Annotated in this window: 18 protein-coding genes; 15 read left to right on the forward strand and 3 right to left on the reverse strand. The window is 72.8% G+C overall.

Annotated elements, in window-relative coordinates:
• Nucleotides 1–66: 66 nt before the first annotated feature.
• The 3 genes from ACFV4P_RS31080 to ACFV4P_RS31090 form a co-directional block, all read right to left on the reverse strand.
• Nucleotides 67–750 (reverse strand): hypothetical protein, encoded by a 684-nt coding sequence (locus ACFV4P_RS31080; protein WP_380476811.1) that lies wholly within the window; start codon nucleotides 748–750, stop codon nucleotides 67–69.
• 157 nt (nucleotides 751–907) lie between these two features.
• Nucleotides 908–1,714 (reverse strand): DUF317 domain-containing protein, encoded by an 807-nt coding sequence (locus ACFV4P_RS31085; RefSeq protein WP_380476812.1) that lies wholly within the window; start codon nucleotides 1,712–1,714, stop codon nucleotides 908–910.
• A 147-nt stretch (nucleotides 1,715–1,861) separates the two neighbouring features.
• Nucleotides 1,862–2,620, reverse strand: coding sequence for a DNA-methyltransferase (locus ACFV4P_RS31090; RefSeq protein ID WP_380476813.1), 759 nt, complete (start codon nucleotides 2,618–2,620; stop codon nucleotides 1,862–1,864).
• Nucleotides 2,621–3,093: 473 nt separating this feature from the next.
• Here ACFV4P_RS31090 and ACFV4P_RS31095 point away from each other — a divergent pair, with 473 nt between their 5' ends.
• The 15 genes from ACFV4P_RS31095 (at nucleotide 3,094) to ACFV4P_RS31165 (ending at nucleotide 15,984) form a co-directional block, all read left to right on the forward strand.
• Complete coding sequence (locus tag ACFV4P_RS31095; RefSeq protein WP_380476814.1) at nucleotides 3,094–4,203, forward strand: NlpC/P60 family protein; 1,110 nt, start codon at nucleotides 3,094–3,096, stop codon at nucleotides 4,201–4,203.
• A gap of 93 nt (nucleotides 4,204–4,296) precedes the next feature.
• Complete coding sequence (locus ACFV4P_RS31100) at nucleotides 4,297–4,605, forward strand: DUF6112 family protein (RefSeq protein ID WP_380476868.1); 309 nt, start codon at nucleotides 4,297–4,299, stop codon at nucleotides 4,603–4,605.
• Complete coding sequence (locus ACFV4P_RS31105; RefSeq protein ID WP_380476815.1) at nucleotides 4,606–5,283, forward strand: hypothetical protein; 678 nt, start codon at nucleotides 4,606–4,608, stop codon at nucleotides 5,281–5,283.
• A gap of 74 nt (nucleotides 5,284–5,357) precedes the next feature.
• Nucleotides 5,358–6,833: a conjugal transfer protein TrbL family protein gene (locus tag ACFV4P_RS31110; protein WP_380476869.1), complete on the forward strand. Its 1,476-nt coding sequence runs from the start codon at nucleotides 5,358–5,360 to the stop codon at nucleotides 6,831–6,833.
• Nucleotides 6,834–6,948: 115 nt separating this feature from the next.
• A complete protein-coding gene (locus tag ACFV4P_RS31115; RefSeq protein ID WP_380476870.1) occupies nucleotides 6,949–8,403 on the forward strand; it encodes an SCO6880 family protein in 1,455 nt (484 codons plus the stop codon).
• 23 nt (nucleotides 8,404–8,426) lie between these two features.
• Complete coding sequence (locus tag ACFV4P_RS31120) at nucleotides 8,427–8,870, forward strand: DUF6238 family protein (protein WP_380476816.1); 444 nt, start codon at nucleotides 8,427–8,429, stop codon at nucleotides 8,868–8,870.
• 28 nt (nucleotides 8,871–8,898) lie between these two features.
• Nucleotides 8,899–10,443 (forward strand): ATP-binding protein, encoded by a 1,545-nt coding sequence (locus ACFV4P_RS31125; RefSeq protein WP_380476817.1) that lies wholly within the window; start codon nucleotides 8,899–8,901, stop codon nucleotides 10,441–10,443.
• A gap of 114 nt (nucleotides 10,444–10,557) precedes the next feature.
• Nucleotides 10,558–11,361 carry a ParB/RepB/Spo0J family partition protein gene (locus ACFV4P_RS31130; protein ID WP_380476818.1) on the forward strand — a complete coding sequence of 268 codons (804 nt, stop codon included), beginning with the start codon at nucleotides 10,558–10,560 and terminating at the stop codon, nucleotides 11,359–11,361.
• Complete coding sequence (locus ACFV4P_RS31135; protein ID WP_380476819.1) at nucleotides 11,358–11,879, forward strand: hypothetical protein; 522 nt, start codon at nucleotides 11,358–11,360, stop codon at nucleotides 11,877–11,879. Before ACFV4P_RS31130 ends, ACFV4P_RS31135 begins: the two co-directional genes overlap by 4 nt.
• Nucleotides 11,876–12,553 carry a hypothetical protein gene (locus ACFV4P_RS31140; protein WP_380476820.1) on the forward strand — a complete coding sequence of 226 codons (678 nt, stop codon included), beginning with the start codon at nucleotides 11,876–11,878 and terminating at the stop codon, nucleotides 12,551–12,553. Before ACFV4P_RS31135 ends, ACFV4P_RS31140 begins: the two co-directional genes overlap by 4 nt.
• A gap of 31 nt (nucleotides 12,554–12,584) precedes the next feature.
• Nucleotides 12,585–12,968 carry a hypothetical protein gene (locus tag ACFV4P_RS31145; protein ID WP_380476821.1) on the forward strand — a complete coding sequence of 128 codons (384 nt, stop codon included), beginning with the start codon at nucleotides 12,585–12,587 and terminating at the stop codon, nucleotides 12,966–12,968.
• A gap of 59 nt (nucleotides 12,969–13,027) precedes the next feature.
• The gene (locus ACFV4P_RS31150; RefSeq protein ID WP_380476822.1) at nucleotides 13,028–13,261 is read left to right on the forward strand and encodes a hypothetical protein; all 234 of its coding nucleotides are present in this window, start codon (nucleotides 13,028–13,030) and stop codon (nucleotides 13,259–13,261) included.
• Between the two features lie 41 nt (nucleotides 13,262–13,302).
• Nucleotides 13,303–14,280, forward strand: a complete 978-nt coding sequence (locus ACFV4P_RS31155; RefSeq protein ID WP_380476823.1) for a hypothetical protein — start codon at nucleotides 13,303–13,305, stop codon at nucleotides 14,278–14,280.
• A 60-nt stretch (nucleotides 14,281–14,340) separates the two neighbouring features.
• The gene (locus ACFV4P_RS31160; protein ID WP_380476824.1) at nucleotides 14,341–15,468 is read left to right on the forward strand and encodes a hypothetical protein; all 1,128 of its coding nucleotides are present in this window, start codon (nucleotides 14,341–14,343) and stop codon (nucleotides 15,466–15,468) included.
• 18 nt (nucleotides 15,469–15,486) lie between these two features.
• Entirely contained in the window at nucleotides 15,487–15,984 is a 498-nt protein-coding gene (locus ACFV4P_RS31165) for a hypothetical protein (protein WP_380476825.1), read from the forward strand.
• The last annotated feature ends 1 nt before the right edge of the window (nucleotide 15,985 follow it).

Raw genomic sequence — 15,985 nt, forward strand, 5'->3', positions numbered from 1 at the left:
GTTGCGGGATCAGGCTGAGCGGTCGCCGCCGGAGCCGTTGCCGGGTGCTGGTCGGCGCCGCGTTGTTCAGCGGCGGTGCGGCCGCCGGTTCGTCTCCGGAGGGGAAGGGGTGGCTTCAGCGGCGGGCTGGGCTGTTCCGGCAGGCCTGCTGTCGAGGCGGGCGGCTTCGGACCGGGTCGGGGCGGGCTGCGGCAGGGGCTTGGCGCCACGGATCCACTCGGCTGCGGCTTCGCGAGTGGGAAAGTGCGCGGCGCGCAGGCGCGAAGGGGCTTCGCCGGTACGGGAACTGACGAAGGCTGCGACGGGTCGGTCGGGGTCGGGCGGTGTGCGGTCGGTGGCGACGGCGTAGGTCTGGAAGTGGTCGCCGTCCTGGGTGGATCGGCTGTCGACGACGTCGAACCGGTGGCCCGATTCCCGCAGCAGGGACTCGACTTCGGTGGACTCGGGGTCGCCGAGGGGGAGGAAGACATCATCGGCGAGTCGCCGCAGCCTGCCTCGGTCGGCGCCTCGGCTGGCCAGCCAGTTCTCGGCCAGCTCAGGCATCGGCTGGTCCTGCATCTCGGCGCGCAGCGAGGTGCGGTTGGGGTCGATGTGCAGATGGACGCCGAAGAACGCTGCCCTGCCCTCGTGTTGGCGGCCGTGGTCGTACGCCAGGTAATAGTGGTCGCCCGTGCCGCTGTCCGGCGGGCCGTAGCCGTAGAGGACCACGCGGTCGCGTTCGTAGTCGGCGAGCCAGTCCAGGACCTGCACGGTGCGGAGGTCGGCGGCCTCCAGGCCGTCGAGTTCGAGGTCTTCGGTGAGGTCGCTGACCTCGGGGTAGTACGGCAGTGGCGTGTTCTTTCGGCGTATGGCAGCGCTCGGCGGCTGCGGGTGGTCGGGGCGATCGACTTCCGGATCGGCCTCGGCGCTAGCGTGTCGGCTGGACGAGGCGCCGCGAGGCGGAGTGCCCTGCGAGGCGACGGAAGTGTTCGGGCGGTGGGCTCGCCGGGTCGGCGGGGGCGGGGCGTCCGCGGGCAGCGGTCATCCGGAGGCGGGACGTACGGCCGGGTATGGGATGTGGCACGACGGGTGGGACGAGTTCGCTGCTGATGGCGGCTACCAGGTGCATCGGGGTGTCGCGGCTGAAGTCAGCGCTCCATCTCTCGGGGCTGTCAGGGGCCCCGCACCAGAGGGCGACCGTGTCCTCGAACTGGTCGAGAGGATCGTCCTGCCACGGTTCGGGATGGCGTTGGACGGACAGGCCGGCGAGCCCGGGCTGCGGATCGGGCGAGGTCACGAGGGTGTGGGTGCCGGTGTGCTCGGTCTTCCACCCGGCCCGGACGAGGACCGCAGTGGCCTCGGCGGCGTCGAGGGTGGTGCCGGTGAGGCGGTCGGGATCGGTCTCCAGGGTCCGTGCCACGATGTCGAGGATCGCGGAGACGACCACGGGGGGCGTCTGCGGGGAGAACTCGGCCCGCCACCGGGGGAGTTGCATCGGGCTGTCGGCGACGTTGAGCTTCCACGGCCAGAAGTGGTCGGGCAGGTGGCCGACGTGCACCAGGCCGCACGGGCTGCTGACGAAGCTGTTCTCTGTCTCGGGGTCGTAGTGCTGCGGCCAACCGCGCGCACCGGTGAGGATGTGCAGGGCCTGCCGGGCCTCGGCGTGACTGCCCGGGCCGGCCAGGCAGTGCCGGGCGACGGCCACGGGCTGCCCAGTCGGCGGCGTGGCGGTCAACGTCCCTTCCTGTGCTGGAAGTTCACGGTGCTGCGCCTGTTCATCGGGTGCTCTCTTGGGCGGAGTAGGTTACGGGGATCGGGCTGGGCGTCGGACGTCCCGGGTGGCCCTTCGGACGACCTGCGGAGGGCCACCCGGGCGGAGGTTCTACAGGCGGTCGGCCTGTTCGGCCTTGGTGAGGCTCTGCCGGGCTTCGGCCAGGCGTCGTTCGGCGATGTCCGCGTAGTGGTCGGTCAGCTCGATGCCGAGGAAGGAGCGGCCCTGCTGGAGGGCCGCGACGCCGGTGGAGCCGGATCCGGCGGTGAAGTCGAGGACGGTGCCGCCGGGCGGGCAGATCTGCACCAGGTCCCGCATCATGGCGAGCGGCTTCTGCGTGATGTGCTCGCGGCTGGAGCCCTTGGGCTGGCTGCCCTCCAGGAGGCCCTTGAGATAGACGGGGTTGCGGTCGCCGTCCAGCGCCCCCTTCGAGCCCCAGGCCACGAACTCGCAGTGCTGAGTGAAACGCCCCTTCTGCGGGCGCGCGGCTGGCTTGTACCAGGGCACGATGCCGCGCCACAGCCAGCCGCCGGCCTGCAGTGCGTCGGTCGTGGTCGGCAGCTGCCTCCAGTCCGCGAAGACGGCCACGGTGCCGCCGTCGCGGGTGGCGCGGAACGCCTCGGCGAGCAGCTGGGACAGCCAGAAGCCGTAGCTGCGCTGGTCCTTGTTCTCGCCGGGGAAGTCCGGCAGCACCACCTTGGTGCCGCTCGTGTACTTCTCGCGGGCGCTGCGGCCGGTGCGTTCCTGGGTGGTGCGGCCGCCGCTGTTGTACGGGGGGTCGCAGATGACGCAGTCGACGGTGCTGTTGGGCAGTTCGGTCAGCCGGGTCAGGGCGTCGCCCCGCAGGAGCGTGTAATCAGGTCCGGTCAAGTGGTCATGTCCTCGCAAGGGGTGGGAAGCCGCCGGTCGGCGGGGCGCGGACCGGGCGGAGGCCCGAGAGGCGGAGCGGACGGGATGAGCCCGCCGCGTATCTCTGCCGCTGGGCCTGAAAGGACAGTAGGAGGCCGGATATCTCCCCGACAAGGAATTCGAGAGTGCTCGCGGAAATCCGCGGATTCCTTGCTCGGGAGATATCCGGCCTCCTAACGTCTTGCATGTCGCCAGGAGCACCGACCCGCTGAGATGCGCCGATGGAAGCTGTAACTTCCGTAGGCAGCAGGCGAGTTGGGAGCCCGGTCGATTCCTTCGCACCCTTCGGTGGCGCACGCATGCCCTTGGACGAGTCTGCTAGCGCCGCCGCTCACACAATCGGAGACGCCCGTGTCGGGAATTCCCCTGCTTGCTTTCCGGACCGCCCGTGACCCGGGCCCGCGCCGAGGAGGACCGCCCCGCCGGCGGCGCCGGTGAAGAAGCTTGCCGCCGCCGTCGGAGGCGGAATCCTGCTCGCCCCGTTCATCGTGGTCCTGCCCTTTGCTGCGCTGGCCGGGAACGCCGCAGCCTGTCCGGCCGCTGATTCGCAGGCCGTCGACACCGCCGCCGTCGAAGCGGCGGTGAAGCTGATCATCGACGGCGGCTCCGGCCCCACCGCCCCGGTGGAGGGGCTGGACCTGCCCACCACGCAGATCCCGATGGCCAAGGCCATCGTCGCCACCGGCATCGCGCTGCAGGTCCCGGCCCGCGGTCAGATCATCGCCCTGGCCACCGCGATGCAGGAGTCACGCCTGCGCAACCTGTCCTACGGCGACCGCGACAGCCTGGGCCTCTTCCAGCAGCGACCGTCCCAAGGCTGGGGAACACCAGAGCAGTTGACCGATCCGGTGTACGCCTCCACCGCCTTCTACAAGGAGCTGCTCAACGTGTCCGGCTGGCAGGATCTGCCGCTCACGGTCGCCGCGCAGGCGGTTCAGCGCAGCGGCTATCCGGACGCGTACGCGCAGTGGGAGCCGCTCGCGACCGCGCTCCAGCAGGCGATCGTCAAGACGCTCGGCCCGTCGTCGGGTGCCACCTCGCCTGCGGCGACCTCGCCCGGCTCGTGCACGCCGCCGGGCTCGGACACCGACTGGGGCGTCATCCCGGCCGGGGCCCTTCCGGCCGGCTACCAGGTGCCGACCGACGTCCCGCCGGCCGTCCAGTCCGCTATCCGCTGGGCTCTCGGCCAGCTCAACACCCCCTACCAGTGGGGCGGTTCCTGTACCAACAGCCACGGGCCGGATCCGATGGGCCGCTGCGACTGCAGCAGCCTGATGCAGCAGGCGTACAAGGCCGGCGGCGTCGCCACCCTCGACCGCGTCACCTACGACCAGGTCAGGCAGGGAAGCGCCGTCCAGGTCGCCGACGTACGCGCCGGCGACCTGCTGTTCACGACGCCAGGCCCGAGCGGGCCGGAGCACGTCGGCATGTACATCGGCTCCGGACTCGTGGTGCACGCCCCGCACACCGGCGACGTCGTGCGCATCGCCCAGTTCAGCTCGTGGAAATCGGGCGTGACCGCCATCCGCCGCATCGTCCCCTGAGCCTCCCTCCTCTTCTCCCCCTTCACCTTCACGCCGCAGCGGCGCCCCCGCGCGCCCCGGCATGCCCAAATCCCCCTGGAGATACGTTTGTCCTTGATCCTTGCCGAGGCGGTCAACCAGCTCGCCTACGACCCGGGCGTCTCCCCGGCCGAAGGCGGCCTGCCGGGCCTGTCCGTCCTCAAGCAGGTCGTCTCCTCGATCAACCTCTTCGCCGTCATCGCCACCGTCGGCGCCCTGTGCGTGGCCGGCATCGTCTGGGCATGGGGCCACCACACCGGAAGCCACGGCGCCGAGGCGAAGGGCAAGCAGGGCGCGCTTGTCGCCGCCGGTGTCGCCCTGCTCCTGGGTGCCGCGAACGGCCTCGTGAGCTTCTTCTCGACGCTCGGAACACAGGTCAAGTAAGTGCCCAAGTCCCGTCTGAACAGTGGTCGTTCGGTCTTCGGCCGGAGGATGCTGATCGGGCTGGGCGTGTTGCTGGCCGCCGCCCTGCTGGCCGGGCTCGCCGCCCTGCTGGCAGGCGGCCGCCACGGCGACCGACCCGCCGCAGCCGCGCCCACCGCCCCCGCCCGCCCCGCCCCCGCGCCAACCGCCTCTGCCGAACCGTCGGGCCACGCCGCCTCGGGCGTCGCCCGCCCGCCGCACACCAACTCCCCGACCGAGTACGCCACCGCGTTCGCCCGCACCCTGTGGTCCTACGACACCCGCGCCGTCGACCAGCCGGCGTTCGTCGGCGGCCTGCGGCTGTGGCTCACCCCGGAGAGCCAGTACGCCGACGGCGCCTCCGTCGCGGCCCAGGTCCCCGACCCGGTGCTGTGGTCGCGGATGCGCGACACCGGACAGAGCTCCACTGCCCGCGACTTGGAGGCGCACCTGCCGGACGCCTTCCGGCAGGCCGTCGCCCAGGACCCCGGCGCGCTGAGCCGCGCGTACGTCTACGCGGTCACCGTCACCGGCACCGTCGACGTCGCCTGGAACGGCGGAGGACGCGGCGGCGAGTCCCGGGCGATCACCCTCGCCGTGCAGTGCCGCCCGCAGCAGGACTGCGCGCTGGCCGCCATCGCCCCCACCGTCCACCCATGAGCCGACCGCTTCCCCCTTCTATCGACAGGAGCTGATCCCCTATCGGGTTCTGCGACCTTCCCCTGGCCGGCGCGCTGTGCGACGTCACCCCCGGCGGTGTCGCCAGCAGCATCACCGGCAGCATCGGCAACTGGATCGCCCAGAGCTGCGGCGACCTCGCCAAGTCGGCAGTCGACATGGCCTCCCGCGCGGTCGATACGACCACCGCCGTCGACCTGTCCGCGGACTGGTTCCGCGCCAACTACGCGCTGATCCTGCCCATCGCGCTCACGATGATCGTGATGACGTTCACCCTGCAGCTCGTGCGGGCCGCGTGGCGCAGGGACGGACAAGCCCTCGGCCAGGCCGTCACCGGCACCGTCTCCTCCATCTTCTTCGCGATGTGCGCGATCACCTTCACGTCCGTCGCCATCGCGGTCGTCGAGGCCCTGAGCAGGGGCCTGTTCACCATCGCCAACAGTTCCATGGACGACGCCGTGCGCCGCCTGGTCAAGGTCTCGATGATCACCGCGACCACCCCGCTGGGCTGGGCGATCCCCGCCCTGACGGCCCTGGGCTGCGCGGTCGGCGCGATCCTCTACTGGGGCATGATGATCTTCCGCAAGGTGTCGATCCTCATCCTGGTCGTCCTGGCGCCGCTCGCCGCGGCAGGCGGCCCCTGGGAGCCGACGCGCGACTGGCGGCGACGCTGGGTGGAGGCCACCGCCACCGTCGTCGTCTCCAAACTGGTCATGACGATCATCATGCTGGTGGGCGTCACCGCGATCGGCGAGAGCGACACGAAGGACGGCCTGACCGCGCTCAGCGACATCATCGCCGGCCTGGTCGTGATGGCCCTCGTCCTGTGCTGCCCGTTCATGGTCTACAAGTTCGTCCACTGGGCGGGCGACGGACAGGCCCACGACCTTCACCGCTCCACCGCCGCAGGTCTGCAGACCGCCACCGCCGCCGCCAAGCGCGGCGGGCAGATGGCGGCGACCGCCGGCACCGGAGGCGCGGGCGCCGCCGCAGGCGGTGCCGACGCGGGAAGCGCCGCTGCGGGCGGCGCCGCCAGCCCGCAGGGCCCCTCCCAGATCCCCGGCATGTCCTCCGGCACTCAGAGCGGCGGATCAGGACCTTCGGCCGACAGCACTCTCGCCAAGGCGGCCCCGACCAGCTTCACCTACGGGGCGCCCGTGCGCTCCGGGCCGGGCGACGGCGGAGTCCCGCTGCTCACCCGCTCCGACTCGGAGCGCCCGGACGGCGACCAGGGCAGGCCCCTGCTGTCCCACGCGAGCTCCCCCGCCGCCGCTTCCGCCTCGGCGGGCAGCGCTTCGGCGGCCTCTCCCGCCACGAAGGCAGCCGGCTCTGCCCGGATCTCCACGCCCGGCTCCACCAGCGGGCCTTCCGCAGCCGGGCCCTCCCCGGCCGTGTCCACCGGCAGTGCCGCTTCGCCCGGGTCCGGTGCCCCGGCTTTCAGCCCGGTCATCGCGCCCCCTGCGGGCCGGGCGTCCACTCCGGTTCCGGCCGGGCAGCGCTTCCGGTTCCCCGAGCGCCCGCCGTCCTCCTGACGCCTGGCACCTTCCCCTCCGCGTCCCCCCTCCGCGCCCGCCCTCCCGGACCGCCGCCGTCCGGGAGGGCCCGGGACCGGTCCTTCCGCCCCCGCACCCCAGGTAGAGAACAGCCCTGACCAGCGAACACCCTGACACGATCCGATTTCCCACCCGCTCACGCCGAGGCATCCTCCTCGGCCTCACCCTCCCGCAGCTCGCCATCGCCGGCACCGGCGGCCTGCTGCTGCTCGCCGTGCTGATGACCACGGGCGTCCCCGCCGCCCTCGCTCTCAGCCCCCTGTGGGCCCTGCTCGCCGCCGCCGTCGTCTTCCGAGTCCGGGGCCGCTCCATCGCCGAGTGGGTGCCGATCGCCCTGCGCTACCAGCTGCGCCGCACCCGCGGCCAACTCCTGTGGCTGGCGCGGCCGTCCACCCGCCCCCGCCGCGAAGGACTGCTGCACCTGCCCGGCACCGCAGCCTCCCTGCGTGCCGTCACCAGCCCCGACGGCAAGCTCGGAGCCGTCCACGACCAGCAGCAGAACACCCTCACCGCCGTCACCCGCGTCTCCTCCCGCGCGTTCGCGCTGCTCGACCCCGCCACGCAGAACAGCAACGTCACCGGGTGGGGGAGGGCGCTGGCCGCGCTGTCGCGCTCCGGGCAGATCGCCCGCGTCCAGGTCATCGAGCGCACCGTCCCCGACTCCGGCGACACCCTGCAGCGCTACTGGCTGGAGCACGGCCGCCCCTCCACCGCCGTCGCCGGCCCGATCTACGAAGACCTCCTTGCCGCCGCAGGGCCTTCCGCCGCCCCGCACGAGGCGTACATCGCCATCGCCCTCGACCTGCGCGAAGCCCGCCGCCTGATCAACCAGGCCGGCGGCGGCCTGGCCGGCGCGTTCGCCGTCCTTCACCAGCTGACAGCCTCCCTCGACCAGTCCGTGCGCGGCGCGGGCCTGACACCGGGCGGCTGGCTGACCGCCGCCGAGATCGCCGCAGTGGTCCGCACCGCCTACGACCCGGCCGTGCTCGGCGACCTGGAACGCTGGAGCGAATCCGGCCGCCCGGAAGCCGACATCGCCGCCGCCGGACCGGTCGTCCTGGTCGAGGAGGCCGAGTCGATCCGCACGGACTCCGCCTGCCACACCGTCTACTGGATCGAGCAGTGGCCCCGCACCGAAACTTCGGCCGGCTTCCTCCACCAGCTGCTGTACTCCTCGGGCGTGCGCCGCACCCTGTCGCTGACCTATGCCCCCCAGCAGCTCGACGCCGCTCTCAAGGACGTCCAGCGCAAGAAGGCGACGATCATCGCCGACGCCGCCGAGCGCGTGCGCCGCGGCCAGGTCGACTCCGAGACCGACACCGTCGAGTACGCCGACGTCAAGGCCCGCGAACTCCAGCTGATCGCCGGCCACGCCGACGTCGCCATGACCGGCCTGCTCGTCGTCTCCGCCGACGACCCGGAACAGCTCAGCGCCGCCTGTGCCCAGGTCGAGACCGCCGCCGTCGCCGCCCTGATCGACCTGCGCCGCCTGACGATGCAGCAGGCCGAGGCGTTCACCTCCGCGGCCCTGCCCCTCGCCCGACTCTGACCACCGAAGGGCGCCCCCGCTCCTTGTCCCACGACCTCTCCGACCGCAGTGACCTGCTGCGTTTTGCCTCCGCCGCCGTCGACGTCCACCACCACACCCGCCTCGCCGAGAGCGAGCCCCTCTCCCGCAGTGAACTCGACGATCTCCACGCCCATGCCGTCGCGCTGCTCGACCTCCTCGACACCGCCACCGCCCGCACCCGCCCCCACGCCCCCGCCGCCGGCGACCACCTCCACAACGCCCGCCTGCGCCTGTGGCAGGTCGGCGACCACCTCCACGGCGCGTACCACGCCACGCCCCGACCCGACGGCACCAGGCCGACCCGCGACGCCTGCGCCTCGCGGCTGCCCGACGGCGCGCCAGACCTGACGATCTGCCAGCGCCACTCCGTCGCCGCCGCCCGACTGCGCCGGATCACCACCCCCACCGACCTGCACGCCCCCGCCCCCGGCCTCCTCCGCCGCTGAGCCCGGCGCCTGCAAGAGAGGAGACCGGTTGCGTACCCGCACCAGCACCAGCGCCAGCCCCCTGTTCACCCCCGCCAAGGGGGACCGCACCGAGCGCCGCCGGGCCCGCCGCGACCTGGCCGAAGCGCGCCGCCAGGCCCGCCTCGCCGACCGGCCGCCCCGCCGAGCCGCCGGAGAGGTCGACGAACTCGACGAACGCCCCCTCTACCCGGCCTCCGGCCGCCCCGGCCCGGCCTCCGCCCGCGGCGGCAAGCTCAAACTCCCCCCGCACCGCATGACCACCGCCGTGGCCGCCGGCGCCTTCCCGTTCCTCGCCGAAGGCGGCCTCGGAGCCGGCGGCGTGTACATCGGCCGAGACGTCCACTCCGAAGCGTCCTACCTGTTCGACCCGTTCGCCCTCTACGGCAAGGTCGAAGGCTTCACCAACCCGTCCGTGCTGCTGGCCGGCGTGATCGGCATGGGCAAGTCGGCGCTCGCCAAGTCCATCGCGCTGCGCTCGATCGCCCACGGCTACAAGGTCTACGTCCCCTGCGACCCGAAGGGCGAATGGACCTCGGTGGCGCAGGAGTTGGGCGGACGGACCATCTCGCTCGGCCCCGGCATGAGCGGCCGCCTCAACCCGCTGGACGCCCCGGCCGCGCCGCCGGGCGTCGACGAGGGCGACTGGGCGGCCGAGGTCCGAAAGCGACGCCTGCTGCTGCTCGCCGCCCTTGCCCGCACCGTCCTGCACCGCGACCTGCTGCCAATGGAGCACACGGCGCTCGACGTCGCCCTCGACGAGGTCGTCGCCGAAGCCTCCCGCACCGGCCGCGTCCCGCTGCTCGGCCACATCGCCGCCGTGCTTGGCGACGCCGCCCGCCTCGACGACGCGCTCGGCGACCCGGCCCGCCGCCTGGGCGCCGCCGCCGAAGACCTCGCCCATGCCCTGCGCCGTCTCGTCCAGGGCGACCTCGCCAACATGTTCGACGCACCCTCCACCGTCGAGTTCGACCCGCGGGCCCCGATGCTCACCATCGACCTGTCCGCCCTGGGCTCGGCGGGCGACGACACAGGACTGATCCTGGCGATGACCTGCGCATCCGCCTGGATGGAGGCCGCGCTCTCGGACCCGGCCGGCGGCCGCCGCTGGGTCGTCTACGACGAGGCGTGGCGCCTGATGCGACACCTGCCGCTGCTGGAACGCATGCAGGCCCAGCTCAAGCTCGCCCGCGGCCTGGGCATCGCCAACCTCATCGTCATCCACCGCCTGTCCGACCTGCTGTCGGCCGGCGACGCCGGATCGCGCGGCCGCGCCCTCGCGGAGGGCCTGCTCTCCGACTGCGCGACCCGCATCATCTACCGCCAGGAGCCCGACCAACTTGCCGCCACCGCAAGTTTGTTGGGCCTGACCGGAGTGGAGACCGAGGCCATCGCCAACTGCGGCCGGGGCCGCGGACTCCACAAGCTCGCCGGCCGATCCTTCGTCGTCCAGCACGTCCTGCACCCGGCCGAACGCGACCTGTTCGACACCGACGCCCGGATGGGCGAGAAGACCGTCGGGTTCACGAATCCCGACGCACTGCGCGCTGCGTGATCCACTCCCGCCTCCCCGCCGCCCGCCCTCCCGGCGGCGGGCCCTCGGCACCGACCCCACCGAAGCCAGGAGAACCCCCCCATCGAGTTCCACCCCATCGCCACCTACTTCCCCATGCTCGACGACGAGGAGCTGCAGGCCCTCGCCGACAGCATCACCGAGCACGGCCTGCAGCACCCGATCGTCCTCGACGTGAACGGCCGACTCCTCGACGGCCGAAACCGCCTCGCGGCATGCGAACTCGCCGGAGTGGAACCCGAGTTCACCACCTACGAGGGCGACGCCGACGCCTACGCCTTCTTCGTCAATGCGCGCTGCCGCCACATCACCAAGGGCCAGCTGGCCATGGTCGCCGCGAAGGCCAGCCTTCACGGGGTAAATCTTCACGGCGTTACCGGAGAAGACCCCGCCGGTTTTACCGGGTCAACCACCGGACGGGCGCTGGGCGAGCAGGCCGGAGTGTCGGGTTCTCGGATCAGCCAGGCCCTGACCGTGCTGCGCCACGCCCCGGACCTCGCCGAGTCGGTCATCAGCGGCGCCATCGGCCTCAACGAGGCGTACAAGACCGCCCGGGAAGCCAAGGCGCAGTCCGACTCCGCCGAGTCCCAGCTCGCCCGGCTGCGGGCGGAGGACCCGGAACTGGCCGACAAGGTAGTCGACGGGGAGCTCACGCTGCCCGGAGCGTGGGCGGAGCGCAAGGAGAGGGCCGAGGAGGAAGTCCGGCGGCGCAAGGTCGCCACGACTTTCCTGTGCGAGGCCGTTCCACCACTCGCCCAGGCCCGCGGCACCGACACCGCACTGCTCTACGACCCGCAGTTCATGCTCACCGGCCGGCCGGTCACTGCCGAGGTCATCGACCACGCCATCGAGGCCCTGACCGAGATGGCCCGGACGTGGCGGGAGCGTGAGGCCGCGTGAGCGACACCGCCGACTTGCGGCTGTGGCAGATCGTCGAGGACGCCGCCGCCCACGTCACCGACCAGACCGGCCGCTTCCGCCGCAGCGACCTGGAGGTGGAGCTGCGCGAGCGGCTGGCCGGTGAGGACCTGGATGTCCACGTGCGCTCGGCCGCCGTCGGCAAGCTCGCCGGCTCCCTCGTCAGGGGTTTCGGTGACCGCCGCAGCCCCAAGCCCCGCCGACGGGCCGGGATGTTCCACCCGCAGGGCATCTTGAAGCTGGGCGGCGGCGTGTGGGTGTGGATGGAGCGTGCCACCCCCACCGACCTTCTCGAATGGGGCCGGCTGCCCACCAAGAACCTGGCCAAGGTCGCCGTCGCCGAGGCAGACCGCCAGGAGTACGTCGCCGAACGGCTGAACGGCTTCCGCCTCCACACCAGCCTCACCCACCTCGGTGAACTGGAACGCGCGGTCTACGGCTACACCGGCCCCGACCCCGCCGAGGACGCCGACTCCGGCGACGAGGAGCAGGAGCCGTGACGCACGTGAGCGTCGCCTACGACGCAGCCCTGGGCACCCACACTGCCCTCGCGCCCAACGCGGTCTGCGCCGCGCAACTGGTCGAGGCCGGCTTCGTGCAGCACGGCGACGATGTCCTGTACCGCCTGCCCGAGAAGCCGCAGATCTCCGCCGAGTGGATGATCCGCGACGCCGCCCGACTCCTGGCCGCACACGGCTACGGGCTGCTGCGCCTGTATTCCGTTGACGAGCAGCGCCAGCAGGCCGCGCAGGCCATCGGCCCGGCGGGCGAGGCCCGCCCAGCGCAGACCACTGGCCCGGGGACGGTCTTCCACCACCACGTGAGTGCGGACGTCGCCGCAGGCCATCTCGTGTTCGTAGCCCGCTTCGACGGCCCGTACGGCGAGAGCGAGCTGTTGGGCACCTACCCGGCCACCGGCCGGGCGGCGACCTTCTACACCGAGCAGGGCAGCAGCTGGTGGGGCGTCGTCCCCTACCCCGACCTTATCGCCGCTGAGGAGGGGTTCGGACGGCCGCTGTCCTTCCCCGCGGCAGGAGTGTTGCCCACCGCCGGCGCCCGCGTCGCTGCCGCCCACACCACCACGCGCAACGCCGACCGTTTTCACCCCGCCCAGCCCCATCCCCCCGCGCCCGCGGTGCCCACCCCCGCGAAGGCCCCCGGTCTGGCTTTCTGACCCGTCCCTTCCCCGTCCCACGGAGGTACCCATGTCCGCCCTGTCCGCACCGCTCACCCGCTTCGACTCCCAGGTCGAGGCGGCCACCAGCCTCAGCATCGCCGCCCTGCACGCCGCCCAGGACGGCATCGGCGACACGGCCGCCCGTCTGCGCGACGCCCACCGGCGCCTGGCCCAGGCCGAGACCCAGACCGCCTTCGAGCTCGTCCGGCTGCGGCTCGCCACCGACCGCCAGCGCCGGGTCGACGACCGGCTTCTGGACGACATCAGCACCCAGCTGGAGGTCCTGGAGGACATCGCGACCGCACGTGACGAGGCCGAGCGGGACCTGATGGACCTCCTGGCCCGGGCCGATCAGCAGAGCACCGCTGCCACGGCCGCTGCCGCGGTTCCGGTCGTTGTGCGGAGCAGGTGACCACCATGCCTCGGGGGCGCCGGTGGCTTTAGCGCGAGCCCGACCACTTCCCCGGCCTGGTGCATATCCCGAGCGATGGCGGTCTCACCATCACCGACGACTATGCCCGTTGGTGCGCCAGCCAGGCCCGGCGCGACTTCCGCGTCCACACCCTGCGCGAGACCCGGTGGCCCAAGTCCGCCCGCTCCCGCGTGCAGGAGCCCGCCGCACCCGCCTTGGCGCAGCTGCCCGCCCGACTGGCGGAGCGCCTCGTCCACCCCGCCGTCGCGGCGCTCGACGCCCGACGCCGCTGACAGCTTCCTCCCGTCCCTTCTCCGACCAGCGAGATCACCACATGCCCGCAGACATCTCCTTCATGCCCGGTCCGGACGGTGCGATCACCGTCCGGATAGGCCCCGACCTGTCGGACAGCGTCCGGCTGCTCCTCGAACAGCACGATGCCGCCCGGACCGGCGAGGCCGGCAGCTACGTCTTCAACGGCTCCGACGCTGTCGCCCGCGCCGCCCGGGCCGCCTTCCTCCTGAACGTGGGAGGGCTGCGCGTCGACACCTTCAGCGGTCCATTGGAGCCTGACCGCGCCCTCGTCCCGGACGGGGCGGACGTCGTCTTCGCCAGCCACCCCACCGAGGGGATCGTCGCGGCGACCGCCGCGGACTCCACCGAGGGACTGGTCCCGGAAGTTCTGGCGCGCTTCGGGTTCACCTACGACAGCGCCGGCCGGGACATCTACCTCCAGCCGGCCGACATGGGGGAGCGCCAGGCCCTGGTGGCCGCCGCCCGCGCGAGCATGGTCCTGCAGACCCTCGACGTCCAGGTCGCCACCCGTGGGCTCGCCACCCCGCCGGCCAGCGCCGGGCGACTCGCCGAGGCCGTCGAGGACCTCGCCGTCGAGCGCGTCAACATCCGCAGCCTGACCGACAACCGCGACATCGCCGACCTGCTCGACGCGGCCGTCGACCAGCGCACCGGCGCGCTCCCGCAGCTGACCGGCCTGCTCGACGACATCGGCCAGTGGGCCTGTCACCTGCCCGCCGGCCAGGACCAGCAGATCGGCGGCCGGATCGACGGGGTCCGAATCGCCACCGAGACCCTGCTCTCGAACCTCACCGGCCTGCAGCGCGAACTGGCCGAACTCAACACGGTGCTCGACACCCCCGTGGCCCCGACGCTCTCCGCCCGTTCGGCCCGCTCCAGCGCCGCCACCGCCTCCACCGCAGCTGCCGCCCATGCCCTGACCGGCGGACCGATCCTGCAGGCCGCCGCCCCGGCACCCGTCGCTGCCCCGCAGGCCGTCCACACCGCCTCTCTCTAGGAGACCCGCATCACCGACCCCACCATCCAGTTCGTCCGAGACCCGGTGCACGGCGTCGCGGTGACGGGACTCGACCGAGCGACCTACCAGCACCGCCGCCTGCTGGCCGACTACGGCTTCACCCCGCTCGCGGGCAGCGACCGCCTCGTTCTGACCGCCCGCACCGACAACGTCTTCCTTCACGCCCGGCAGGCCGTCGCCGCCCTGCGCTTCACCCATGCCACCGTCGCGGCCGACCCCGCCTTCGACTACGCCGACCACCCGGGCTACGCCAGCCCGGCCACCGTCGCCGCAGCAGCGGTGAACGCCGCGATCATCACCCCCGGCACCACCGGGCCGGCCGACGACGTAGTGATCGGCTCCAGCCCGGAGCACGGCATCGTCGCCACCGACCGCTCCAACAACCCGACCGTCGCGCAGCTCCTCGCCCAGCACGGCTTCTACCGCACCCCCGGCCAGCCGCACCTGTTCGCGCTGACCCGGCCGGACGCCGACGGCACCCGACGCGCCGCCGACACCGTCGCCGCCCTGCGCGCCGCCGGACTGCACGTCACCACCGACCTGTCCTACGAACCCGGCCCCGTCGGCGAGGACCCGTTCGCAACCCGCATCGCCAAGACCGACGAACAGAAGCGGAAGCCGCCCACGCACGCCGGGCCCGCCGACCCGTTCCTGACCAAGGCCGTCCCCGCCGAGCCGCCGAAGCAGAACAGCCGGCCCGACCGGGCGCCGACGAACACCCCGGCGGCCGACCCGTTCAACACCCGGCTGAACCCCGCCCCAGAGACGCGGCACACGCCCGACGCCCGGATGGCCGCCCTGGTGACCAACCGCCAGAAGACGCTCGCCACGATCGACGAGATCCTCGCCGGACTGTCCCAGCAGCTGTCCGACGACCCGCAGTCCCTCGATCCCGTCGCCGTGTCCGCCACCCTGGCCGATGCCCAGACCATGCTCGGCGGCGTCCGCCGGGATCTGGAGGCCGTCACCGCTGCCCCTACCTCCCGCCCCCGCGCCAACCGACCCGGCCGAGCCGACCGCCCGGCGGCCACCCCCGCACTGAGCGCCCGCGCCCACGCCGCCCGCACCACCAGCCTGCAGCTGGGACGGGTCAGCGCCCCCCAGCCCGCCGAGGCCGCGCGTCGCCCCGAGGACCCGCGCCTCGCCTACAGCATCCACACCCGCTGACCTGGAGACTTCCCCCCTTTGCCCGTGAAGACCGTCTGGGCCGTGGAGCACTCCTGCGGCCACACCGCCGACCATGACCTTTCCGCCCGTCCGGCCGACCGGCGCGCCGGCTACGCGCGCTGGCTCTCGGGGCGTGACTGCACCGACTGCTGGCGCGCCCAGCGCGACGGCGACGACGCCGGCCGCGCCGCCTGGCTGGAGGGCAAGCGCGCCGAAGAGCAGCAGGCCGCCACCCAGTGGGCCGCCGAGTTCCGAATGCCGCCGCTGACGGGCCCCGACAAGGCCCTGGCCTGGGGCGAGCGCTCCCGCCACCAGCTGATGACCACCGCCTACCGCGTGCTGGTCGCCGAGGGAAGCCTCGACGAAGACGCCTGGGAGGAGATCGAGGAGCAGGCCCGCACCCTCGACCGGGCCGGATGGTGGATCGACCAGCGCGACGCCGCTCCCAACGACCTGCCAGAACTGCTGGCGGCCGCCACCGACGCCGACCGCTCCACCGAGAACCCCCACTACTGAC

This window comes from Kitasatospora sp. NPDC059795 (assembly GCF_042732175.1).
GTDB lineage: Bacteria > Actinomycetota > Actinomycetes > Streptomycetales > Streptomycetaceae > Kitasatospora.